The organism is Acidimicrobiales bacterium (assembly GCA_041394185.1).
GTDB lineage: Bacteria > Actinomycetota > Acidimicrobiia > Acidimicrobiales > Poriferisodalaceae > JAAETH01.
Genome location: JAWKIQ010000001.1, coordinates 870,843 through 892,214, shown reverse-complemented (window position 1 = coordinate 892,214; position 21,372 = coordinate 870,843). Strand labels below are relative to the sequence as shown.

Genomic DNA, 21,372 nt, shown 5'->3' with positions numbered 1-21,372 from the left:
GGCGCTGCGACAGGGCAGTTCAGCCGCCCGAGAGGGCGGGAAGGAAGTGAACCTCGCACGAGTCGGGCAGGTCTTCGAACAGGGCGTCTTGCACGATGTCGCCGTCGATGGCGACGGCCGTGCCCGTGGTGAGCCGCTCACCGATGCCCGGGAAGCGTTGTTCGAGCAGCTTCACGAGGGCGCGCACCGAACCAGCCTCGACCTCCAGACTGGCCACACCACCCGTCATGTCGCGCAGCTCGGCCGAGAAGTGAACCGCCACCGCCACGATCAGTCGTCCTCGGACATCAGCCTGTCGACCACCCGCGGCGGATTGATCGGCAGGTCATAGAACCGCTTGCCCGTGGCGGCACTGACGGCGTTGGCCACGGCCGCCAACGGCGGGACGATGCCCACCTCGCCCACACCGCGCACGCCATATGGATGACCAGGGTTAGGCACCTCGACGATGACGGTGTCGATCATGGGCAGATCGGACGTCACCGGAATGCGATAGTCGAGGAACGACGCGTTGCGCAGGTGGCCCTCGTCGTCGTAGACGTACTCCTCGTTCAGCGCCCATCCGATGCCCTGGGCTGCACCGCCCTGGAACTGACCCTCGACATAGCTGGGATGGATGGCCTTTCCGGCGTCTTGTGCGGTCGTGTATCGCACCACCGACACCACGCCGGTTTCGGGGTCGACCTCGACGTCGCAGACCTGGGTCGAGAACGCGGCGCCCGCTCCCCTGGCGTTGTGGCTGAACGTGGCCGATATCGGACCGCCCGTGCGGCCCCAGTTCTTGGCCAGCTCGGCCAGCGACAGCGGCGGCACCGAGCCGTCGACCTGCTGGGCTTGACCGTCGACCCACTCGACCTTGTCTACGTCTACGTCCCACGTCTTGGCGGCGCGTGCACGCAGGTCGGCGACGACCTTGCGGCAGGCCTCAACGACGGCCATGCCGGTAGCATGGGTGACTCGGCTGCCGCCGGTGGTGTCGTTGAAGCCCACGGTTTCGGTGTCGGCGATGACCGGCTTGATGCGCTCGAAATCGATCCCGAGTTCCTCGGCGGCGAACAAGGCCATCGAGGCCCGGCTGCCGCCGATGTCGGGAGAACCGACCACCACGGTCGCCGTGCCGTCTGGGTTGACGTTGACCGTCGCTGTCGAGTTCATGCCCGCGTTGAACCAGAACCCCGTGGCCACACCACGACCCTGGTTGGGCCCGAGCGGCGCCGAATAATGGGGGTGAGCCTTGATGGCTTCGAGGGTCTCGACCAGACCGATCGCCTGGAACTTGGGCCCGTACGGCGCCTGCGTGCCCTCGGTTGCAGCGTTGGCCAGACGCAGGTCGATCGGGTCGATACCCAACTCGGCAGCCAGCATGTCGACGACGCTCTCGACCGCGTACCCCGAAATCGGAGCACCCGGAGCGCGGTACGCGGCAACCCGTGGCTTGTTGACGACCACGTCGTAGCCCTCGATGAGGAAATTCTCGACCTGGTAGGGCGCCAGGCAGGTCATTGCGGCCGCGCCCACGGGCGAGCCCGGAAACGCTCCGGCCTCGAAATAGAGCTCGACCTCAGCGGCCGTGATCTTGCCTGTGGAGTCTGCGCCCATCTTGACGCGCATGCGACTGCCCGATGTGGGGCCCGAGGCCTTCAGCACCTCGGCACGGCTCATCACGAGCTTCACCGGCCTGCCGGCCTTGGCCGAAAGTGCGATGGCCAACGGCTCGAGGTAGGTGACCGTCTTGCCACCGAAGCCGCCACCGATCTCGGCCGGGATCGCCTTGATGCGGGTGATGTCCCAGCCCAGCACCTCGGCCGACAGGTCGCGCATGTCGAAATGTCCCTGGGATGAAACCCACAGGGTGCTTCGTCCGTCGGGTGTGGTGTCGGCCACGCAGGCGTGGGGCTCGATGTAGCCCTGGTGCACCGGCTTGGTGGTGAACTGGCGCTCGATGACCACGTCGGCCTCGGCGAAGCCCTTGTCGAGGTCACCTCGCTGAAGCACGTTTCGCTTGGCAACATTCGACGGCTCGGTTGGTGCAGGGTCCACGCCGGCGGTGATCATGTCTTCGTGCAGCAGCACGGCCCCGGGTGCCATGGCCTGATCGACGTCGAGCACGTGGGGCAACGTTTCGTACTGAACCTCGACCGCGGCCGCTCCGGCCCTGGCGGCCTCGCGGCTGGTGGCGGCCACCGCGGCGACCGGATGTCCCTCGTAGTAGACCTTGCCGCGCGCCATGGTGTTCTCGCCCAGGTTGCGCGCCGAGACGTCGCCTTCGACCGGGGGGAAGTCGGCGCCGGTGATGACGGCCTTCACACCAGGAACAGCCATGGCCGCAGTGGTGTCGATCGACACGATGCGGGCGTGAGCGTGGGGCGAACGAACCACCTCACCTACGAGCATTCCGGGCAGGTAGTGGTCGGCGCCGTATTTGGCACGACCGGTGACCTTCTCGAACCCGTCGGGGCGAATGGGCCTGGTGCCCACCCACTTGTAGCCGGGCTTGCTGGTCGCTGGGTCGTCTGCGATGGTCATGCCGATGCTCCCGTCTGGTCGTCTTGGCGGGCGATGGCGGCGGCGTCCAGCACCGACCGCACGATCTTGTCGTAGCCGGTGCACCGGCACAGGTTGCCCGCCAGCGCGTACCTGACCTCGGTTTCGGTGGGGTCTGGGTTCTTGTCGAGCAGCGCCTGGGCCGCCACGAGGAATCCGGGGGTGCAGATGCCGCACTGCAGCGCCGCCCCCTCGAGGAAGGCGTTCTGCAGCGGGCTGAGGTGGTCGCCCTGGGCAAGTCCCTCGACGGTGACGATGGTGGCACCTTCGGCCTCGGGAGCAAACACCAGGCACGAACACGTCAAGACGCCGTCGAGCATGATCGAACACGCCCCACAGTCGCCGGTGCCACAACCTTCCTTCGCCCCGGTCAGGCCCACCTCGTCGCGTAGAGCATTTAGCAACGACTCGCCGTCTGTAGTGAGAAAGTCGACCTCGTCGCCGTTGATCGTGCAGTGGACATGGGTTCGGTTCGTCATCGGGCCCCTCCCTTGGTTGCTGCCCGGCGGGCCGCTTCCAACACTGTTCGTCTGGCGAGCACACCCGCTACGTGGGTGCGGTATGCAATCGTGCCCCGCATGTCGTCGATCGGGGCGCACACCGATCGGGCCGCCTCGGCCAAGGCATCTAGCGCCGCTTGGTCGGGGTCGTCGCCGACCACAATCGCGCCCGCCAAGGCCTCGGCAGCGCCCGGCACCAACACCACGGTTGGCGCCACTGCGCCCAGTGCCACGGTGGCCGCCGTGCACCTGCCTTCGGCGTCGACACTGACCCGGGCTCCGCCGCCGACGATGGCGATGTCCATTTCTGTGCGGGGCGTGACCCGCTGATACGAGTCGCTGGTCGACTGGTCGGGACGATCGATGTGGAACTCGACGACGAACTCGCCTGGCCCCAGCGTGGTGCGCCCCGGACCAGCCGGTATGTCGGCGACGGCGACCGTGCGTTCGCCCGCCGGACCGGCGATGACAGCTCGAGCCGAGTTCGCCACCATCGCTGGCACCGAGTCGGCGGCCGGCGACGCGTTGCACAAGTTGCCGCCCAAACTGCTGCGGGCCTGCACTTGATCCGAGCCGATCAGGCCGGCACCGTGAGCCAACCCGGGCAGGTCGGCGACGAAATCGGCGTTGGCCGTCAGCCGGATCGTCGGCGTGGCCGCGCCGACCACCCACGTGTCGCCGTTGAGTTCGACTGCAATCAGCCGCTCGATCTTCTTCAGGTCGACAAGCACCTGTGGATTGGTGCGTCCCGAACGCATCTGGGGGATTACATCGGTGGCGCCGGCGAACACGCGACTGCCCGGCTCGGCGCCGAGCATGGCGACGGCCTCGTCGACACTCGTCGGAGAGAGATATCTCACCCGACCCTCCTCATCTTGGGTGGCGGACCCGCCAACCGTACCGCGCCCTCGCCCACCGGGCCGCAGTAACGTGCGGGCATGTCACTGCCGCTGTCTGGGGTAAAGATCGTCGAGGCCTGTCAGATGGTGTCTGGCCCTCTGGCCACCATGATGTTGGCCGAGCAGGGCGCCGAGGTCGTCAAGATCGAGATGGCCGACGGCGTCGGAGATCGTTTCCGCTACATCGCCCCGATTCATCAGGGCATGAGCGCGGCCTTCGGCAGCACCAACAGGCTCAAGCGGTCGGTCGTGCTCGACATCAAAGACCCTCGGGGCCTGGCGGCGGCCAAGGACCTCATCGCCACCGCCGACGTGTTCGTCCAGAACTTCCGGCCGGGAGCGGCCGAGCGCATGGGCCTGGGCCCCGACCAACTGGCGCAGGTGAACCCCGACCTGATCTATGTGTCGATTTCGGGGTTCGGCGACAGCGGCCCCGACGCCGACCAGATGGTGTACGACTTCGTGATCCAGGCCCGAACGGGTATGGCGGCGCTGCAGAAGGGGCCAGACGGTCAGCCCCAGTTGATCCGCAACATCGCGATCGACAAGGCCACGTCGCTCACCGTGGCTCAGGCGGTTACGGCGGCGCTGTTCCAGCGCCAGCGCGGCGAGGGCGCGCCGCACGTTCGCGTCAACATGCTGGACGTGGGCCTGTGGTTCTTCTGGCCCGACGGCATGTCTGCCGACACCTTCTTGGACGATGTTCCCGACCAGGGACACTTTGCCGACACCTACGAGGTACGAGCCACCAAGGACGGTCACATGGCCTTGATGGCCAACGGCAACCGCACGTGGCCTCGGCTCTGCGCTGCGCTGAACCCCGCGTGGGCGTCCGATCCGCGGTTTGCCACCTACGAGGACCGGGCGGCCAACAGCGCCGCTCTCAGCGAAGAGGTCTCGGTGGCCCTGGCGGCGCTGACGACCGAGGAGGCGCTGGCCAGCCTGCGCGCAAACGACCTTCCCGGAGCGGCGGTCACCCCGCTGGATCAGGTGCACCTCGACCCGCAGGCAGCACACAACGGTTCGCTCGTTGAGGTCGAGTGGAGCGCAGGCGGCCGTGTCAGGCAGGTGCTGCCCGTGGCGTCGTTCGCCGACCAGCCCAAGCCGGCCGTGGGCGAGCCTCCGGCCTATGGCCAGCACACGGTCGAGGTTCTGACCGAATTGGGCCGATCATCCGACGAGATCGAGGCGATGGCCGCCGACGGTGTGCTGGGCCCGCGGGCCGACGGCCACCGATGATGATTCGGCGCTGACGATTCGCGATCATCTGCGGCATGGATTTCTCGGCCAACCCAGACCACGAGGCGATTCGCGAAGGCATCCGGCGGGTGTGTGCCGACTTCGGCGACGAATACTGGGCCGAGAAGGACGCAGCCCACGAGTTTCCCTGGGACTTCTACGCGGCGCTGGCCGAGGGAGGCTGGGTCGGCATCGCCATTCCCGAGCAATACGGCGGTGGAGGGCAGGGCATAGCCGAGGCGTCGGTGATGCTCGAGGAGATCGCTGCTTCGGGCGCGGCGATGAACGGCTGTTCGGCGGTGCACCTGTCGATCTTCGGAATGGAACCCGTGCGTCGCCACGGCTCGCCAGAACTGGCGGCGGAGGTGTTGCCCAAGGTCGCGTCGGGCGAACTGCACGTGGCGTTTGGTGTGACCGAACCCGACGCGGGCACCGACACCACCCGCATTCGCACCAGGGCGGTGCGCGACGGCGACGAGTACGTCATCACCGGCGCCAAGGTCTGGACCACCAAGGCGCCGTATTCGGACATGTGCCTGCTGCTCGTGCGGACCACCCCGCGCGAGGAGGCATCGGGGCCCACCAAGGGCATCTCGCTGTTCCTGGTCGATCTGGACGACCCCGCCGTCGACATCACCCCCATCCCCAAGCTCGGCCGCAACGCCGTCGTGTCGTGCGAGGTCCGCTACGACGGCCTTCGGGTGCCGGCATCCAGGCTCATCGGAGAGGAGGGTGAGGGGTTCCGGTACATCCTCGACGGTCTCAACCCCGAGCGCATCCTGATCGCATCCGAGGCGTTGGGCATCGGCCGCGCCGCCATGCGCAGGGCTGTCGGCTATGCCAACGGCCGGGTGATCTTCGACCGCCCCATAGGTCAGAACCAGGGCATCGCCTTCCCGCTGGCCGAAGCCCACATGAAACTCCACGCCGCCGAACTGATCGTGCGCGAGGCCGCCTGGCGCTACGACAATGGAATGGACTGTGCCGAGGCCGCCAACACCGCCAAGTATCTGGCTTCGGAGGCAGCCTTCTTCGCCGCCGACCGGGCGATGCAGACCCACGGCGGATTCGGCTACGCCGAGGAGTACCACGTCGGCCGCTACTGGCGCGAGGCCCGCCTGATGAAGATCGCACCCGTCAGCCAAGAGATGGTGCTGAACTTCGTCTCGACCAAGGTGCTGGGCCTCCCCCGCTCGTATTGAGCACCGGCAGGTGCCCAACAACCGTCGGGAGGAAGGTGGCCGCGCCGACAGCTCTAGAGTTGCCCACATGGGATATGAGTGCTTCGACCTCGAGATTGTCGACAAGGTCGGCCATGTGAAGATGAACCGACCCGACCGGGCCAACTCGATGATCGCCGCATTCTGGCGAGAGCTTCCCCAGATAGTGGACGAGCTGTCGGCGTCGGGTTCGGTGCGGGCGATGGTGTTGTCTGCCGAGGGCAAGCACTTCTGTTCGGGGATGGATCTGGAGGTGTTCGCCGGGAACGAGACCGTCGGAACCAACGCAAAATCGAGGGGCCATCGCAGCCGCCGCAACGAGGGCTTTCGCAGCATGGCGCTGAAGCTGCAGGACTCGTTCACCGCGCTCGAACGGGCCCGCATGCCGGTGCTGTGCGCCATCCAGGGTGCATGCATCGGCGGCGGAATAGACATGGTGTCGGCCGCCGACATGCGTTATGCCGACGAGTCGGCGTATTTCTCGATTCAGGAGATCAACATCGCCATGACCGCCGACGTCGGCACCCTGCAGAGGATGCCGAAGCTGGTTGCCGAGGGCATCGTCAGGGAGCTGGCCTATACCGGCAGGCGGTGGTCGGCCGCCGAGGCGCTGGCCGCCGGGTTCGTCAACGCCGTCTATCCCGACCACGCCACCATGCTGGACGCGGTGATGGGTGTTGCAGCCGAGATCGCGTCGAAGAGTCCGATGGCGGTGTGGGGCACGAAGCAGACCATGAACTTCACTCGCGACCATTCGGTGGCCGACAGCCTCGAATACATCGCCAACTGGAATGCCGCCATGTTCGACACCGATGACATGGCCGAGGCGTTCGCGGCCAAGGTCGAGGGCCGCGAGGCCGACTTCCCCGACCTGAACCCCCTGGCAGAAGGCCTCTAGAGGAGGCCGCGTCCACATTGCCTCTAGAGGAGGCCGCATCAACAGCGCCTCTAGAGGAGGCCGCGTCCGGTCACGAGCCCAGCGAAGTGCCCAGGTTCGAGCCGATCAGGCCCAGTTGCTCGTCGGTGACCGCACGACTGAATCGGCAGGTGACCCGAAGCGTCGAGCGGCCTCGACGAACCGACTCGACGTTGGCTGCGTCGACGACAACGCCCAGGTCGGTTGCGCCCAACGACTCGGCGACGGCCTTGGCGATGGCAGCGGTCACGGCGGCGCGCGCTTCGCCGTCGGTGTCGAACACCCGCTCGACGTGTACGTCGAACTGGCGCTGGTGGCCACGCTGAGACAGGTTGCGCACCTGGAAGGCACGCCGGTTGGCGATGTGAAACGAACCGTCTTCGTTGTCGATGCGTGTCGCAAAGGCACCCAGGCGGGTTACGACCCCCTCGACCGTCTCGCCCATGTCGGTGGTCAATTGCACGGTGTCGCCCTCGCCGAAGCGATCCTCGAGCAGGATGTGCAACCCGTTCATGTAGTCGTGCACCGAGTTCTGGGCGCCGATGGCGATGGCCGCACCCAGGAAACCGGCGCCGGATACGGCGATGATGACGTCGACCTCGAGGCGCTGGAGGACGACGATCACGGCGATCAGCCACAAACCCACCTTGACCAGCCGGGTGATCATGGCGGCAGTGGCATTGACCCTGTGTTGACGCCGCAGTTCGGCTACCGGAATCGACTCGGCCACCAGCCTAGGCACACGCACCCGCCAGGTCGAATAGGCGCCGAGCAGGCTGCGCGACGCCAGCCGCCGCAGCACCGCGCCAACCACGATGCGCACGAACCGGCCGACGACGATGGTCACCACCATCACGGCGACCACGAAGATGGCGTCTTCGGCTATGACCTTTGCTGACACGGCTAACACTGCGCCGACAATACGGCTATTCCATGACTCGCAGCGTGTCGGGGATGTTCATCTTGACCAGCCGTCTGGCCAAGAACAGCGGAGCCACCGCCATGGCCAGCACACCAACCACCGCTGCGGTCACCATCGTTGAAACCGACAGGGTCGCTGTCATCAGCAACTCGGGCACCGTGGTTTCGACCAGGTTGTCGACCATCCACCTGAGGAAGCCGAATCCCGCCGCTGTGCCGATCACGGTTGCCAGCACGCCGATGAGGATGCTTTCTTTCACCACCCCTGCCAGCACCGTCGAGGCGGGAAGGCCGAAGGCCTGCATGGTCGCGTGCTCGCGCCTGCGCTCGTCGACGGTGATCCGCGAAGAGTTGAAAGCGATCAGAAGCGCCAGCACCAGCACAGCGCCGGCGGCGATGAACAACACGCCGATGAACTGTTGCAGGTACTCGTCGAACGACTCGCCCAGGCGCGACATGCCCTGAATGCTGGCGACACCGGGCTGACCGAACAGCTCGCGTTGTACGTCGGACCAGGTCGAGCCGTCGGCGGGATAGGCGTTGACGACATTGGTCAGTCCGTCCAGGCCGAACCGCCGAGCCTCGGTCAACGGCATGTAGGCGAATGTCCGCACCGGGTTGGCGTGGATCGCTGTCACCTCGACCTGCGAGGTCTCTAGACCGAAACCGTCGGGCCCTGCCACCGGGTGGCCAAGCGCCACCGTGTCGCCTACCCCCACCCCCAGATCCCTTGCGGCCTTGTCCGCCAAAATCAAACCGCCGTTTGCGTCATCGCCGTCGCGGGCGTCTCCGGCGATGATCGTTGGAGTCCAGGTTCCGTCGACAGGGTCGATCAGATCCACCAGCAGGGCCAGGGGTTCGCCGTCGTCGCCTGGCACCGAGACCATGGCCGGGAAGCGCAGACCGGGCTCGGCAACGTCGACCGACGTCGCGTCCTCGATGGCGGTCACGACCGGGTCGTCGACGCGGTGGAAGGTGTCCAGTTGCACCACGACTCGCTCGGCTTGGCCGCCGGTCAGTTCGTCGCCCACCTGGTCGATGGTGCGGTTGAAGCTGTCGAGCAGCCCGAATACCGCGACCAGGGTGGTAACCGCCGCCCCCACCCCCAGGGCGGTCAGCACGGTTCGTCTGGGCGCCCGCACCAGGTTGCGCACCGGCATCACCGCAAACGTCGAGCCGGGCAGCCGCAGTTTGGCCGTCCAGTCTCCCAGCCGGCTCTGGCGCGCTGCCAGGTGCCCCATTCGGATTGCCTGGATCGGTTCGACCGCCAACGCCCTTCGCACCGGTATCGCCGCCGCCAGCAGGGGCAGCACAACCGCCAACACAGCGGCCCGCAGGTACACACCGGCCTGGAACGGCGTCAGGTAGACGGGCAGCGGCAGGAACGAATCGAACACCCCTCTCATTGCCGACCCGATTGCATACCCCACCCCCACACCACCCACCACACCCACCAGTGCTACCTCGGCCCCGACGGCCATCGGGCGCACGGCCAGGCGCCTGCGATCGACACCCAGGGCCATGCCGATTCCGATCTCACGCCGCTGCGACTCGACGATCCGGTTGATCAGGTTGAACGCTGCCAGCGCTGCAGCCCCCAAGATCAACGCCGACACCATGGTGAAGACCTTCTGATCGGACTCGATGTCGTCGTAGAGGATCCGCACCGCGTACTCGTCGTCGCCGACCGTTCGCGTGTAGCTGAGACCCTCTTCGTCGAGGGCCGAGGCGATCCGGTCTGCCAGGGCGGTCACATCGCCCGGGCTCGCCGCCTCGCCGGCGCCAACGTGAACGACGACGTCGTTCACCTGCCCCGGCCGATCGACTATTCGCTGCAGGGCACCCAGCTCGACGTACACCGGGGCGAGCTCGCCCAACGACAACAAGCTTCCGGGCGGACCCTCGTAGTAGAAGTCTTCCGGAATCAGGCCGGTGCCCGAGTACTCGATGCTGGCTCCGCCGGCGGCCAACAACGTGCCGGTCGCATCGATGCCGGCCGCGTCGGCGAACTTGGCCTCGACCACGGCCCCCGCAGCCGCCGAGCCATCACGCAGCCACAGGTCGTCGACCCCCACCGACCCCGTCAGGTCCATCCCCACCAGCCTGGCCACCACCAGGGTTCCCCCGTCGGATGTAGCCCCGACCGTGTCGACCTGGCTGTCGACGACCAGACGTTCGGCGACCGACAGCGCCACACCCTGCGAAGCCGATTCGACCGCCTCGCGCAGCTGGCCCTGATCGGTGAAGGTGCCAGGGCTCAGCTCGAAGCGGATGTCGTGTATCGACAACTCGTCGAAGCTGTGGTCGTACGACGTCCGCAGCCACGTGGCGGTGCTGCCCAACCCCGAGTACACGCCGGCGCCGATGGCCAGCACGAAACCGATGGCGACCACCGCCACCCACTGGCTTCGAAGGTCGCGCCAGACCCAACCCAACCACAGCCGACCGGAAGGGGCGGGGCGCCTCACCACCGGAGCTCACCTATCGAGGCCCGGCCGCCCTCGGGCGGGCCGTCGCCGACCAAACGGCCCGACGACAGCTCGACGACGCGGTCCGCTATCCGCGATATCTCGCGGTTGTGTGTCACCAGCAGCACGGTCATGCCCTGTCGGGCTTGCGTCACCAGCACCTCCAAGATCTGCACTCCGGTGCGGAAGTCGAGTTCGCCCGTCGGCTCGTCGGCCAGCAAGATCGGGTTGCCTGTGGCCAGAGCTCTGGCGATCGCCACCCTCTGCTGCTCGCCACCCGACAGCTGGTGCGGGAAATGATCGGCCCGCTCGCCCAGGCCCACCTCGGCCAGCGCCGCCTTGGATCGTCCCACCGGATCGTCGGCCCGTGCTGCGTCGGCGCCGAAACGCACGTTCTCGATGGCGGTGAGTCCCGCGAACAGGTTGAACGACTGGAAGACGAAGCTGACACCATGCCGGCGCACCCTGGCACGCACCGCCTTAGACGCACCATCTATACGTTCGCCGGCAACCGCTATCGAACCCGCTGTGGGGGTGTCCAGGGCCCCTACCAGGTTCAGCAGCGTGGTCTTTCCGCAGCCCGAGGGTCCCAAGATCACGACGAATTCGCCCGGAGCGATCTTCAAAGACAGATCGTCGAGCGCTGTCACCGTGGTCTCGCCGACCTCGTATCGCTTCGACACACCAACGAGGTCGATGCCGCCACCGTCAATTCGCGAATCGTGGCCCATAGGGGAAGCCTGGCCGACACCGCCCAACTCGACCAGGGCCGATGGACACGCTGTGGGCTCGGCTCTGAGATACCTTCGCCAGGTGTGAAAGCTCCACCGTTCGAGTACCACAGGCCGTCGACACTGGATGAGGCGCTCGATCTGCTGGCCACCCTCGACGACGCCAAGGTCATCGCCGGTGGCCAGAGCCTGCTGCCCCTGATGGCGTTGCGTCTCAGCCGACCGGCTCATCTGGTCGACATCGGCGACATAGGGGTTCTCCAGTCGCTGGCCCAAGAACCAGACGGATCGCTCAGGATCGGGGCGCTGGTGACCCACCGCCAGGCCGAGACCAGCGATCTGGTCGCCCGCTGCGCTCCCCTGCTGGCTGCGGCCACGCCGCAGATAGGTCATCGGGCGATCCGCACGCGGGGCACGGTGTGCGGCAGTCTCGCCCATGCCGATCCTGCGGCCGAGTTGCCCGCCGTGGCCGTCGCCTGCGGGGCCAGGGTCACAGCCGTGTCCACGCGGGGCGCCCGCGACATCGCCGCCGCCGAGCTCTTCCAGAGCTACCTGCAGAGCTCTCTGGCCCCCGACGAGCTGCTGACGCGAGCCACCTTCCCGGCATGGCCCGAAGGTCGGTATGGCACCGTGGTGGAGGTGGCCAGGCGCGGCGGCGACTATGCGGTTCTGGGCTTGGTGTGCTGGATCGGAATCGAAGATGGCCACATCGCCGACGCCCGCCTGGTCTATTTCGGCGCATCCGACAAGCCGGCGCGCTCGATGGCGGCCGAGGACGCTCTCAAGGGCAAGTCGCCAGGCCACGATGCGTTCGCTGCCGCAGGCGAGGCCGCAGCCGAAGAACTGAACCCGACGGCAGACATTCACGGCAGCGCCTCCTACAGACGCCACCTTGCAGCTGTGCTGGCCGAACGAGGGCTGGCCGACGCCCACCGCTCGGCACCGATCGCAGGAAGGTCGCAATGACGGCACACCACAACATCACCATGATGGTCAACTCGATGCCTGCCACCCTGGCCGTCGATTCACGCACGTCACTGGTCGACACGCTGCGCGACCAGATGGGTCTGACCGGCACCCACGTGGGTTGCGAACACGGCGTTTGTGGGGCCTGCACGGTTCTGGTAGATGGCGAGCCGGTTCGATCGTGCCTGATGCTGGCGGTGCAGGCAGACGGCGCCATCATCACCACGATCGAGGGGCTGGCCGACCCCATCAGTGGCGAGCTTCATCCGATACAGCAGGCCATGCACCAAGCCCACGGTTTCCAGTGCGGCTTCTGCACACCGGGGTTCCTGATCAGCGCCGTTGCGATGCTGGCAGACAATCCGTCACCGACGCGCGAGCAGATTCGCGAGGAACTCGGCGGCAACATCTGCCGCTGCACCGGCTACCAGACCATCGTCGATGGTGTGCAGGTGGCCATCGATCTCATGCGAGGGTCCCAGGCGGACCAGGAGGCGGACGACCGATGAGGTTCGTCGGACAAAGCGTCCACCGTGTGGAAGACGACCGGCTATTGCGCGGCGCGGGCCGCTATGTCGGCGACATCAACCCGCCAGGCGTGCTTCACGCGGTGTTCGTGCGCTCGCCTGTGGCCCACGCGCACATCGTGTCGATAGATGTCGAGGCCGCCAGGCGCGGCGCGGGCGTGGTCAGGGTGTTCACCGGCGCCGAGATCAACGCCGCCACCTACCCGATGCCGCCCGTGACGATGCTGCCGCACCTGTACACGCCCCTCGTTGCTGCCATGTGTGCCGACAAGGTCCGCATGGTCGGCGACCCGGTGGCGCTGGTGGTTGCGGCCTCCAGGGCCCAGGCCGAGGACGCCGCCGAGCTGGTCGAGGTCGAGTACGAGGCATTGCAGGCCGTGCCCGACATGGCCACGGCCCTGAGATCTGATTCCGAGAAGATATGGGAGCGAGCCGACGGCAACGTCCTGTACGACAACGTCGACACCTTCGGCGAGGTCGACTCCGTGTTCGCCGCCGCCGACAGGGTGATCACCGAGCGCTTCAGCTCGCATCGCCAGTCGAACCAACCGATGGAACCCCGCGGAACGGTTGTCGAAGTCGATCCGATCACCCGACACCTCACGGTTCACAGCGCCACTCAAAGCAGCCACCTGCTGCGGTGGGCCATCGCGGCGTTGACCGGCCGCGAGACGCTTCGCAGCTCGCTGCGTGGCCTGGCGTCGAACAAGCAACGGCGCACGGCCTTCGTCGAAGCCGCAAAGCGCTTCACCAGCGACAACGCCGAGGCGCTCGGCGCGTCCGACAACACCGGTGCCATCCACCAGATCAGGCGCGACCCTTCGCTCATCGGCCAGATGAACCGAATGGGCCTGGGGCTGTTGGGCCAGGCCGACTTCCCGACCGTGGTGGCCCAGGACATCGGCGGCGGTTTCGGCTCCAAGGGCGCAGTTTCGCGCGAAGACATCGCCGTCGCAGCGGCCGCCATCGAGTTGGGTCGATCGGTCAAGTGGATAGAGGACCGCAGCGAGAACCTCGTCGATGGCGGCCAGGCCCGCGAAGAAGACATCCAGATCTCGGTGGCGGTCGATGACGACGGCACCATGCGTGGACTTTCGGTCGACCTGGTTCTCGACCAGGGCGCCTACCCGGCCTTCCCGATCTCGGCGGCCTTCTTCACGCGCATCATGAAGTTGATGTTTCCCGGGGCCTATCGCTTCGAGGCGTTCCGTATGCGTACCCGGGTGGTGGCCACCAACAAGGGACGCTATGTCGCGTACCGCGGGCCGTGGGCCAACGAGACCTGGGCGCGAGAGCGCATCATCGACGTGGTGGCGCGCGAGCTGGGCATGTCACCCGCCGAATTGCGGCTGAAGAACATGTTCGGGCCCGAACACATGCCCACCAAGATGATCACCGGCCCGTCGCTCGACGTCACCATGTCGACCAGGGCCACCCTGCAGCGGGCGCTCGAACTCATAGACGGCGACGAGATCGCCGCGATGAAGCGCAAGGCCCAGGCCGAGGGGCGCCGCGTGGGTGTGGGCCTGGCCTGCTATCACGAGGCCGCTCCGGGGCCGCCCGAATACACCGACCTGATCAACCCCGGTTCGGGCTTGTTGGCCGTCGAGACCGCCCGCACCGTCGTGCGCTCCGACGGATCCATCGTGGTGTTCACACCCCAGATGCCCCACGGCCAGAGCCACCAGACCACCTACGCGCAGGTCGTCGCAGACGAGCTCGGCGTGGGCCTGGACGATGTCGAGGTCGTGTGGGGAGACACCGACCGAACACCGTTCTCGTTGCTGGGCACCGGTGGTTCGAGGGGTGGGCCGATCGGCGGAGGTGCCGTCAAGTTCGCGGCCCGAGAGGTCAGGCGCCAGGTCGCCCAGAAGGCAGCCGAAATGCTCGAAGCATCGGTTGACGACATCGACATCGTCGACGGGAACATCCACGTTGCCGGTGTGCCGTCGAGGGGCCTGACCTACGGCGAAGTGGCGGCCGCCGTGGAAGCCGACGATGGGGAAGCGTTCGCCCACGCCCAGTCCTATACCGGCAAGGGCGACGGCGGCTGGTCGTGTGCGACCCACGTGTGCGTGGTCGATGTAGACCTCGACACCGGCCGTGTCGCGATACCCCGATACATCGTCGTCGAGGACTGCGGTCCGGTGATCAACCCCGCGATCGTCGACGGCCAGGTGAGGGGCGGTGTGGCGCAGGGCATTGGGGCCGTGCTGTACGAGAGCGCTGTGTACGACGCCGAAGCCAACATCCAGACCACCACCTACATGGACTATCTGGTACCCACCTCGACCGAGATTCCCGACATCGAGGTACATCACCTGGAGACCCTGTCAGAGGGCGAGAACGACTTTCGTGGCGTGGGCGAGGGCGGCATGATCGGAGCTCCCGCCGCCATCACCAACGCGATCGAGCACGCACTGGCTCCCCTTGGCGCCAAGGTCACATCGCAGTATCTGCCACCCACCCGCATCCTCGAGCTAGCCAGGGTGATAGATCCCGACTGAGCACCGGCACCGCGGTCGGCGCCGGGCCGGTCGAGTCGTTTTGCCCTATGCGCTCGACCCGCCTTGGCGCAAGCTGAACCCATGTATACGCGGTTGTTGGTTCCTGTTGACGGCGGCGAGCGCAGCGAGGTCGCACTCGAGTTGGCTGCCCGATTGGCGGCGGTGACAGGTGCGCACGTCGACGTCCTCGAGGTCGTAGAACCCACCGATGGCGAGGTCAGAAGCCAGGCCACCACCGAGGTGCGCTTCGGCGGGGTGTCGGTGCGCGAGAGCAAGATCGTGCGCAGCGTCAAGACCGTGGTGGGCGACGAGATCGCCCGCGAGGTACTTCTCGAAGGCGGAACGCTGGTGGTGATGGCCACAGCCGCCCGCGGACGTATGGCGGGTTTGGTCGGCAGCGTCGCCGAAGACGTGATGAGTCGCGTCGACAGCCCCGTGTTGCTGGTGGGCCCTTCGGTCGAGTTGCCCGAGCCAGATGCCCAGTGGGCAGGGCCCATGTACGTGTGTACCGACAGCTCCGACTACTCGGATCGCATCCTCGAACCGGCGGCCGAGATGTGCAGGACAACGGGGCTTCATCCCTGGATCATCTCGGTGGGCGCACCCGGCATGTCGGGACGCGGCCCACGAGGCCAACCACGTCGCCAACCTGGCCAAGCGGATGGGCCAGATGATCGGCCAGACGGTCGACTTCGACGCCCTGCACGAAAAGCACGTCGCCGAAGACATCGTCGACTACGCCACCCGTGGCGGAGCGTCGGTGATCGCCATGGCCACCCACAGCAAGACCGGCTACAAGCGCATCTTCGAGGGCAGCGTGTCGATGGACGTAGTGCACGACGCCCACTGCCCGGTGCTGGTGGTGCATCCCAGTTCCTAGGCCCACCAACCCGCGCCAGATCTAGGTCTCGGGCTTGTCGCCTTCGCCCTGGTCTTCGGCCAGCGAACCCAGGCCCATCGGGTTCCAGCCGAACAGCTTGGCGGCATTGGTCCACGCGCCATAGAACTCGTTGAGCGTTTCGGTGGCGGCCGCCAGGCGATCGACCGAGGCCGCCATACGGTCGAGCTTCTCGGACATCTCGGCCACCATCTCGCGGTGGGCGTCTATGTCGGCCTGCAGGTTCTTGACCTGGGTGGCGGGCGGACCGAACGACTCGATCAGGTCCTGCATGGCCTGCATCTGTTCGCGCGGCAACATCAGCTTGCGCAGATTCTCGGCCAGCGCCTTTTGCTGGTCGACGGGCAGGGCAAACCTGGCGATCTGCTCCTGGACCTTGCCCAGCGTCTCCTGGGCCGCCATCAGTCGCTTGAACAGGTCGGAAGGATTGGTCGCAGCCACGGCAGCAAGGGTACCGGGGCTAGAACACGGTGTAGCCGCCGTCGACGACCACCTCTTGGCCGGTGTGGTAGGTGATGGTCGGGTCGGCCAGGAAGGCCCCAACCTCGCGGAACTCGGCCGGTTCGGCCCAACGCCTGACCGGCGTTCGCTTGATCGTTGCGTCCCGGAACACGTCGTTCTGGTACCCACCCGAGGCGAGGTCGGTGATCGTCCAGCCGGGCAGCAACGAGTTGACCCGAATCTGATAGCGCGCCAAACCGACCGCAAGGGCTCTGACCAGCCCATTGAGGCCCGTCTTGGCCGTTCCGTACGCTTCGTTTCCCGCAGCACCATGGATGGCCGACGTCGACGACACCGCCACCAGGCTGCCTCCGTTTCCCTGGTCGATCAGGTGCCTGGCGGCCTCGCGAAGGGTCAGGAACACGCCGTCGAGATTGATGCGCATCACCTCGCGCCACTCGTCCAGGCTGGTGTCGACGAACTTCTTGCCGAAGCCTCCCCGGCCAGCGTTGGCGAAGCAGCCATCGATCCGCCCGAAGTCAGATCGCGAGCGCTGCATCGTCTCTACGATCTGGTCCTCGGCGCCCACATCGCAGACATAGGCGCGGGTGTCGACGCCAAATCGGGCCAGGGTTTCGAGCGCTTCGGCGTTCTTGGCCTCGTTGCGCCCCCAGATGGCCAGCGATCCGCCCGCTCTCGCAATGCCCTCGGCCATGCCCAGGCCGATACCTCCGTTGCCTCCGGTGATGACAAAAACCCTGCCGTTGAGATCGATCATGCTTTCCTCCGCGTCGAGACAGTACGCGTACTGTCGGCCCATGGCAGATTCGTGGACCAGAGTTCGATACGACCAACCGGCCGATGGCGTGGCACGCATCACGCTGGCCAGGCCCGAAGCGGCCAACGCCCAGGACTACCTGATGTTGACCGAGCTCAACCAGGCGTTCGACCGCGCCGCCCATGACGAGGCGGTGAGGGTCATCGTGCTGGCCGCCGACGGCAAACACTTCTCGTCGGGTCACGACCTGCGCGACAACCCAGACATGGACGCCCTGCCGACAATAGGCACCCAGTGCCACTTCGGTGCCGACGGCGCCGAGGGCTATATGGCCAGAGAGGCCGAGATGTACGTGGGACTTTGCTGGCGGTGGCGCAACATACCCAAGCCCACCATCGCGTCGGTGCAGGGCAAGGTCATCGCCGGAGGCCTGATGCTGGTGTGGCCCATGGACCTGATCGTGTGTTCAGACGACGCCACGTTCTCCGACCCGGTGGTGGCGTTCGGGGTCAACGGACACGAATATTTCGTGCACCCCTACGAGGCGGGTGCGCGGCTGGCCAAGGACATGTTGTTCACCGGCAGGGCCATCGGCGCCCAAGAGGCGCTGCAGCACGGAATGGTCAACCGGGTGGTGCCCCGCGATCAGCTCGAAATCGCCACCCTGGAGCTGGCGGCCCACATCGCCAAGCGGCCGATGTTCGGGCTGACCCTGGCCAAACAGTCGGTGAACAACTCCCAGGAAGCCATGGGTATGTACACCGCAATTCAGTCCGCGTTCGGGCTGCACCACGTGGGGCACAGCCACAACAAGATCAAGTTCGGCGGCCTCGTCGACCCAGCTGGTGTGCAGGTGATCCGCGACGAGGCCTGAACTCAGGAGGTCGGGCTGACGAGGGTGCGGCCCACCATGCCACCGGCCAGGATGCGATCGAGCTCGGCCGGCAGGTCGGCAAATCCGACCACAGTCGGCGCGTCGCCCTCGTCGAGTTGTGTCGGCCTCATGTCGGTGGCAATGCGCTTCCAGACCGCGATGCGCTGGTCGATGGGGTTGTTGACGCTGTCGATGCCCGCCAGCGTCACCCCGCGAAGGATGAAGGGCATCACCGTGGTGGACAGACCGGGCCCTCCGGTGAGGCCCGATGCCGCCACGGTCGACCCGTAGCGCGCTGTGCGAAGTGCGAACTCCAGCGTGGTGCCGCCCACACAGTCGACGCAACCGGCCCAGCGCTCGGACTCGAGCGGGCGCTTGGACTCTGCCGACGTCTCCGACCGATCGATCACCTCCGAAGCCCCCAACGCCTTGAGCCAATCGGCCTTGTCGGCCTTGCCGGTGCTGGCGACGATCTCATAGCCACGCTTTGCGAGCATTCCCACGGCCATCGAGCCGACACCGCCCGTGGCGCCGGTTACCAGCACGGGCCCGTCGCCGGCGCGCAGGCCGTGATTTTCGAGCGCCTCGACCGACAGGGCGGCCGTGTAGCCGGCGGTGCCCACCAGCATGGCCTGCATCGAGTCGAGGCCCTCTGGCATCGGCACGACCCAGCCAGCCGGAACGCGGGCATAGCGGGCATAGCCACCGTGGTGAGCGACGCCGATGTCGTAACCGTGGGCGATCACCTTGTCGCCCGCCGAGAAACCGCCGCCGTCGGCGACGACGGTGCCCGCCAGGTCGATTCCCGGAATCAGCGGATCGACCCGGGCCACCCGGCCGGCTTCGCTGGAAGCCAGGCCGTCCTTGTAGTTGATGCCCGAGTACTCGACCTCGATCAGAACGTCACCGGCGGGAAGGTCGTCGACGGTGATCTGTTCGACCCGGCGGGTCCACTGGTCGTCGATCTTGCCGACGAGGAATGCTTCGAACGAATCCATCCCCCGAACCTAACCCACCGCACCGGCGGTTCAGAACTCGTTCTGGATAGACAGCGCCAGAACCGAGCCCACCACGGTGAGAGCGGCCACCACGAGCCACATGGGGCGATACCCGTGATGGTCGATGATCCAGCCTGTCACCAGCGGAGCGCTGAACACGCCGACGTACACACCCATCTGTGTTATCCCGGTGGCGGCCGCCGCGGCCGCCCCGTTGGCCCTGACGATGCCGTAGTTGGTGAAGATGGGCCACACCCAGCCGCTGCCGAACGCCACGAGCGTGGCGACCACGTGAATGGCCGGTACTCCGAACGACAGCGAGGCCAGACCCAACGAGCCGATGAGGGCCAAAATCGCGCCGGCCCGAAACGGCGACGCCGACATCGAATCGAGCCGGAACCCGAAGAACAGCCGCATGCTGATGCCCGCCAGCGCCCCAAAGCTCAACAGCAAGCCGGCTGCGCCTTCGCTCATGCCCGCCTCGACACCCGAGCTGACCAGCCACGAGTTCGTCGCTCCAGCGGCAAACGACAAGCAGGTTCCGGTCACGGCGGCGATCACCAGTATCCGCGTGGGGCTTGCAGGCACCAGGCGGCGGCGCGCTGCTCGCTGCGGGTCGGGTGCGCCCAACACCAGCAGCGTCGACGCGGCTGCAACCCCTGCACCGAACACATAGGCCCAGCGCCAACCGACGGTCAGCGCCAGCGCAGGCACCATCAGACCGCACAGCAGCGAAGCGGTGGGCATCCCCGACTGTTTCAGCGCCACGGCCAGGCCCAGGCGCGGCAGCCGAGCCTGAGCGAGAAACAGGTTCACCGCGGTTTGGTTCGCCGCATTGCAGACCCCTGCCACGACCAGGAAGGCCACGATTGCGGCGAACGAGTCGGCGACCGCGGCTATGCCGAGCTGCGCCAGCGCCGAGGTGATCAGGGCCGCAACGATCTGGCGGCGAGCCCCTATTCGCTGAGCGATTTCGCCCAGCGCCACCGAGCCCAGGGTCGAGGCCAGGAAGAAGCTCCCCAACCCCCACCCGTAGATGGCCTCCGAGACGTCGAACTCGGCCCGAACCTGCACCGCCAGAGCGCCCACCAGGAACCCCGGGAACACCGCCGAGATCGTCGACATGATCGAGGCGGCCACGACCCGTCTGGCGGGTTCGACGTCGAGGGTGGAGGTCACTCGTGGGGTGAATGCGTTAGCCGAACAGGCCAAGCAGCTTGGCCGCGAGGGCGATGGCGGCGGCAACCATCACCATCCGTATCAGCCTCTCGCCACCCCTGACCGCCGCGTGGGCCCCCAGCCAGCCACCGATGGTGAGGCCTACCGCCAACGTCAGCGCCGGAATCCAGTCGACCTTGCCCTGGATGATGAACACGGGCAGCGCCACCGCGGTCAGAACCACGTTTATCAACACCTTGACGCTGTTGGCCGTGACCAGATCGAACCCGGCCCTGGTGAGTGCGGCCAGCATCACAAGGCCCACACCGGCCTGCACGGCACCGCCATAACAACCGATGCCGAAGAACACCGCCAGGGTCACCGGCTTGCTCCAGTGGGTGACCCCCTCGGTCCGGAACTTCGGTTTGCGGACCGACAGGATTATCAGCGGCACCATCAACAGACCGAACGCCGTCTCGAACGTCTCGTCGGTCAGCTGGCTGATCAGGTACGAACCTGTCAACGAGCCCGCCACCACCGGCAACAGAACCGGCGCCGCGTGCGCCACCCCGTCGACTCCCAACCGCTTGAACGAGGTCGCCGACGCCGCGTTCTGGGCCAGGATGCCAACACGATTCGAGCCGTTGGCGCTGTTGCCTGGAACGCCGGCCAGCACCAACAAGGGAACGGTCAGCGTCGAGCCGCCGCCGGCGACGGCGTTGATCATTCCGGCGACCACTCCGCCGCCGACCAGAAGCAGTGCCTGCCACCAGGTCATAGGTCGCGC

The 21,372-nt window shown here is 66.7% G+C and carries 21 protein-coding genes; 8 read left to right on the top strand and 13 right to left on the bottom strand.

All coding sequences use genetic code 11. The features are described 5' to 3' along the window. Positions 1 to 19 precede the first annotated feature (19 nt). The 4 genes from R2770_04260 to R2770_04245 are packed head-to-tail and all read right to left on the bottom strand — an operon-like array spanning position 20 to position 3,904. A complete protein-coding gene (locus tag R2770_04260; protein ID MEZ5279665.1) occupies positions 20 to 268 on the bottom strand; it encodes a MoaD/ThiS family protein in 249 nt (82 codons plus the stop codon). A 2-nt stretch (positions 269 to 270) separates the two neighbouring features. Next, entirely contained in the window at positions 271 to 2,526 is a 2,256-nt protein-coding gene (locus R2770_04255) for a xanthine dehydrogenase family protein molybdopterin-binding subunit (GenBank protein ID MEZ5279664.1), read from the bottom strand. Further along, a complete protein-coding gene (locus R2770_04250; protein MEZ5279663.1) occupies positions 2,523 to 3,023 on the bottom strand; it encodes a (2Fe-2S)-binding protein in 501 nt (166 codons plus the stop codon). Before R2770_04250 ends, R2770_04255 begins: the two co-directional genes overlap by 4 nt. Continuing rightward, the gene (locus R2770_04245) at positions 3,020 to 3,904 is read right to left on the bottom strand and encodes a xanthine dehydrogenase family protein subunit M (GenBank protein MEZ5279662.1); all 885 of its coding nucleotides are present in this window, start codon (positions 3,902 to 3,904) and stop codon (positions 3,020 to 3,022) included. The genes R2770_04250 and R2770_04245 overlap by 4 nt, the downstream gene beginning before the upstream one ends. 78 nt (positions 3,905 to 3,982) lie before the next feature. Between R2770_04245 and R2770_04240 the strand changes: the two genes are divergently transcribed. From R2770_04240 to R2770_04230, 3 genes are all read left to right on the top strand, one after another. Then, positions 3,983 to 5,182, top strand: coding sequence for a CoA transferase (locus tag R2770_04240; protein ID MEZ5279661.1), 1,200 nt, complete (start codon positions 3,983 to 3,985; stop codon positions 5,180 to 5,182). Positions 5,183 to 5,217: 35 nt separating this feature from the next. Beyond that, positions 5,218 to 6,384 (top strand): acyl-CoA dehydrogenase family protein, encoded by a 1,167-nt coding sequence (locus tag R2770_04235; protein MEZ5279660.1) that lies wholly within the window; start codon positions 5,218 to 5,220, stop codon positions 6,382 to 6,384. Between the two features lie 67 nt (positions 6,385 to 6,451). Next, complete coding sequence (locus R2770_04230) at positions 6,452 to 7,300, top strand: crotonase/enoyl-CoA hydratase family protein (protein MEZ5279659.1); 849 nt, start codon at positions 6,452 to 6,454, stop codon at positions 7,298 to 7,300. A gap of 70 nt (positions 7,301 to 7,370) precedes the next feature. Here the strand turns inward: R2770_04230 and R2770_04225 are convergent, their stop codons facing one another. Genes R2770_04225 through R2770_04215 form a run of 3 tightly spaced genes read right to left on the bottom strand, consistent with a single transcriptional unit; the run spans position 7,371 to position 11,438 of the window. Next, complete coding sequence (locus R2770_04225) at positions 7,371 to 8,228, bottom strand: mechanosensitive ion channel (protein MEZ5279658.1); 858 nt, start codon at positions 8,226 to 8,228, stop codon at positions 7,371 to 7,373. A gap of 16 nt (positions 8,229 to 8,244) precedes the next feature. After that, positions 8,245 to 10,710 carry an FtsX-like permease family protein gene (locus tag R2770_04220; GenBank protein ID MEZ5279657.1) on the bottom strand — a complete coding sequence of 822 codons (2,466 nt, stop codon included), beginning with the start codon at positions 10,708 to 10,710 and terminating at the stop codon, positions 8,245 to 8,247. Next, complete coding sequence (locus tag R2770_04215) at positions 10,704 to 11,438, bottom strand: ABC transporter ATP-binding protein (protein MEZ5279656.1); 735 nt, start codon at positions 11,436 to 11,438, stop codon at positions 10,704 to 10,706. The genes R2770_04220 and R2770_04215 overlap by 7 nt, the downstream gene beginning before the upstream one ends. 84 nt (positions 11,439 to 11,522) lie before the next feature. Here R2770_04215 and R2770_04210 point away from each other — a divergent pair, with 84 nt between their 5' ends. The 3 genes from R2770_04210 to R2770_04200 are packed head-to-tail and all read left to right on the top strand — an operon-like array spanning position 11,523 to position 15,438. Further along, positions 11,523 to 12,404: a xanthine dehydrogenase family protein subunit M gene (locus R2770_04210; protein ID MEZ5279655.1), complete on the top strand. Its 882-nt coding sequence runs from the start codon at positions 11,523 to 11,525 to the stop codon at positions 12,402 to 12,404. After that, positions 12,401 to 12,913 (top strand): (2Fe-2S)-binding protein, encoded by a 513-nt coding sequence (locus tag R2770_04205; protein MEZ5279654.1) that lies wholly within the window; start codon positions 12,401 to 12,403, stop codon positions 12,911 to 12,913. The genes R2770_04210 and R2770_04205 overlap by 4 nt, the downstream gene beginning before the upstream one ends. Beyond that, positions 12,910 to 15,438: a xanthine dehydrogenase family protein molybdopterin-binding subunit gene (locus R2770_04200; GenBank protein MEZ5279653.1), complete on the top strand. Its 2,529-nt coding sequence runs from the start codon at positions 12,910 to 12,912 to the stop codon at positions 15,436 to 15,438. Before R2770_04205 ends, R2770_04200 begins: the two co-directional genes overlap by 4 nt. Before the next feature lie 45 nt (positions 15,439 to 15,483). Here R2770_04200 and R2770_04195 read toward each other — a convergent pair whose 3' ends face one another. Continuing rightward, the gene (locus tag R2770_04195; GenBank protein MEZ5279652.1) at positions 15,484 to 16,017 is read right to left on the bottom strand and encodes a hypothetical protein; all 534 of its coding nucleotides are present in this window, start codon (positions 16,015 to 16,017) and stop codon (positions 15,484 to 15,486) included. Here R2770_04195 and R2770_04190 point away from each other — a divergent pair. Then, the gene (locus R2770_04190; protein ID MEZ5279651.1) at positions 15,914 to 16,318 is read left to right on the top strand and encodes a universal stress protein; all 405 of its coding nucleotides are present in this window, start codon (positions 15,914 to 15,916) and stop codon (positions 16,316 to 16,318) included. The genes R2770_04195 and R2770_04190 overlap by 104 nt on opposite strands. A gap of 21 nt (positions 16,319 to 16,339) precedes the next feature. Here R2770_04190 and R2770_04185 read toward each other — a convergent pair whose 3' ends face one another. Both R2770_04185 and R2770_04180 read right to left on the bottom strand, forming a co-directional pair. Beyond that, positions 16,340 to 16,777 carry a hypothetical protein gene (locus tag R2770_04185; GenBank protein ID MEZ5279650.1) on the bottom strand — a complete coding sequence of 146 codons (438 nt, stop codon included), beginning with the start codon at positions 16,775 to 16,777 and terminating at the stop codon, positions 16,340 to 16,342. 19 nt (positions 16,778 to 16,796) lie between these two features. Continuing rightward, on the bottom strand, positions 16,797 to 17,555 hold the full coding sequence (locus R2770_04180; protein MEZ5279649.1) for an SDR family oxidoreductase: 759 nt from the start codon (positions 17,553 to 17,555) through the stop codon (positions 16,797 to 16,799). A gap of 40 nt (positions 17,556 to 17,595) precedes the next feature. Here R2770_04180 and R2770_04175 point away from each other — a divergent pair, with 40 nt between their 5' ends. Continuing rightward, on the top strand, positions 17,596 to 18,429 hold the full coding sequence (locus R2770_04175) for an enoyl-CoA hydratase (protein ID MEZ5279648.1): 834 nt from the start codon (positions 17,596 to 17,598) through the stop codon (positions 18,427 to 18,429). A 2-nt stretch (positions 18,430 to 18,431) separates the two neighbouring features. On the opposite strand, the gene R2770_04170 is transcribed toward R2770_04175, so the two are convergent. From R2770_04170 to R2770_04160, 3 genes are read right to left on the bottom strand one after another with little or no spacing between them, the layout of a single operon-like run. Continuing rightward, on the bottom strand, positions 18,432 to 19,427 hold the full coding sequence (locus tag R2770_04170) for an oxidoreductase (GenBank protein ID MEZ5279647.1): 996 nt from the start codon (positions 19,425 to 19,427) through the stop codon (positions 18,432 to 18,434). A 30-nt stretch (positions 19,428 to 19,457) separates the two neighbouring features. Continuing rightward, positions 19,458 to 20,606 (bottom strand): MFS transporter, encoded by a 1,149-nt coding sequence (locus tag R2770_04165; protein ID MEZ5279646.1) that lies wholly within the window; start codon positions 20,604 to 20,606, stop codon positions 19,458 to 19,460. Positions 20,607 to 20,622: 16 nt separating this feature from the next. Beyond that, a complete protein-coding gene (locus tag R2770_04160; protein ID MEZ5279645.1) occupies positions 20,623 to 21,363 on the bottom strand; it encodes a sulfite exporter TauE/SafE family protein in 741 nt (246 codons plus the stop codon). Positions 21,364 to 21,372: the final 9 nt, after the last annotated feature.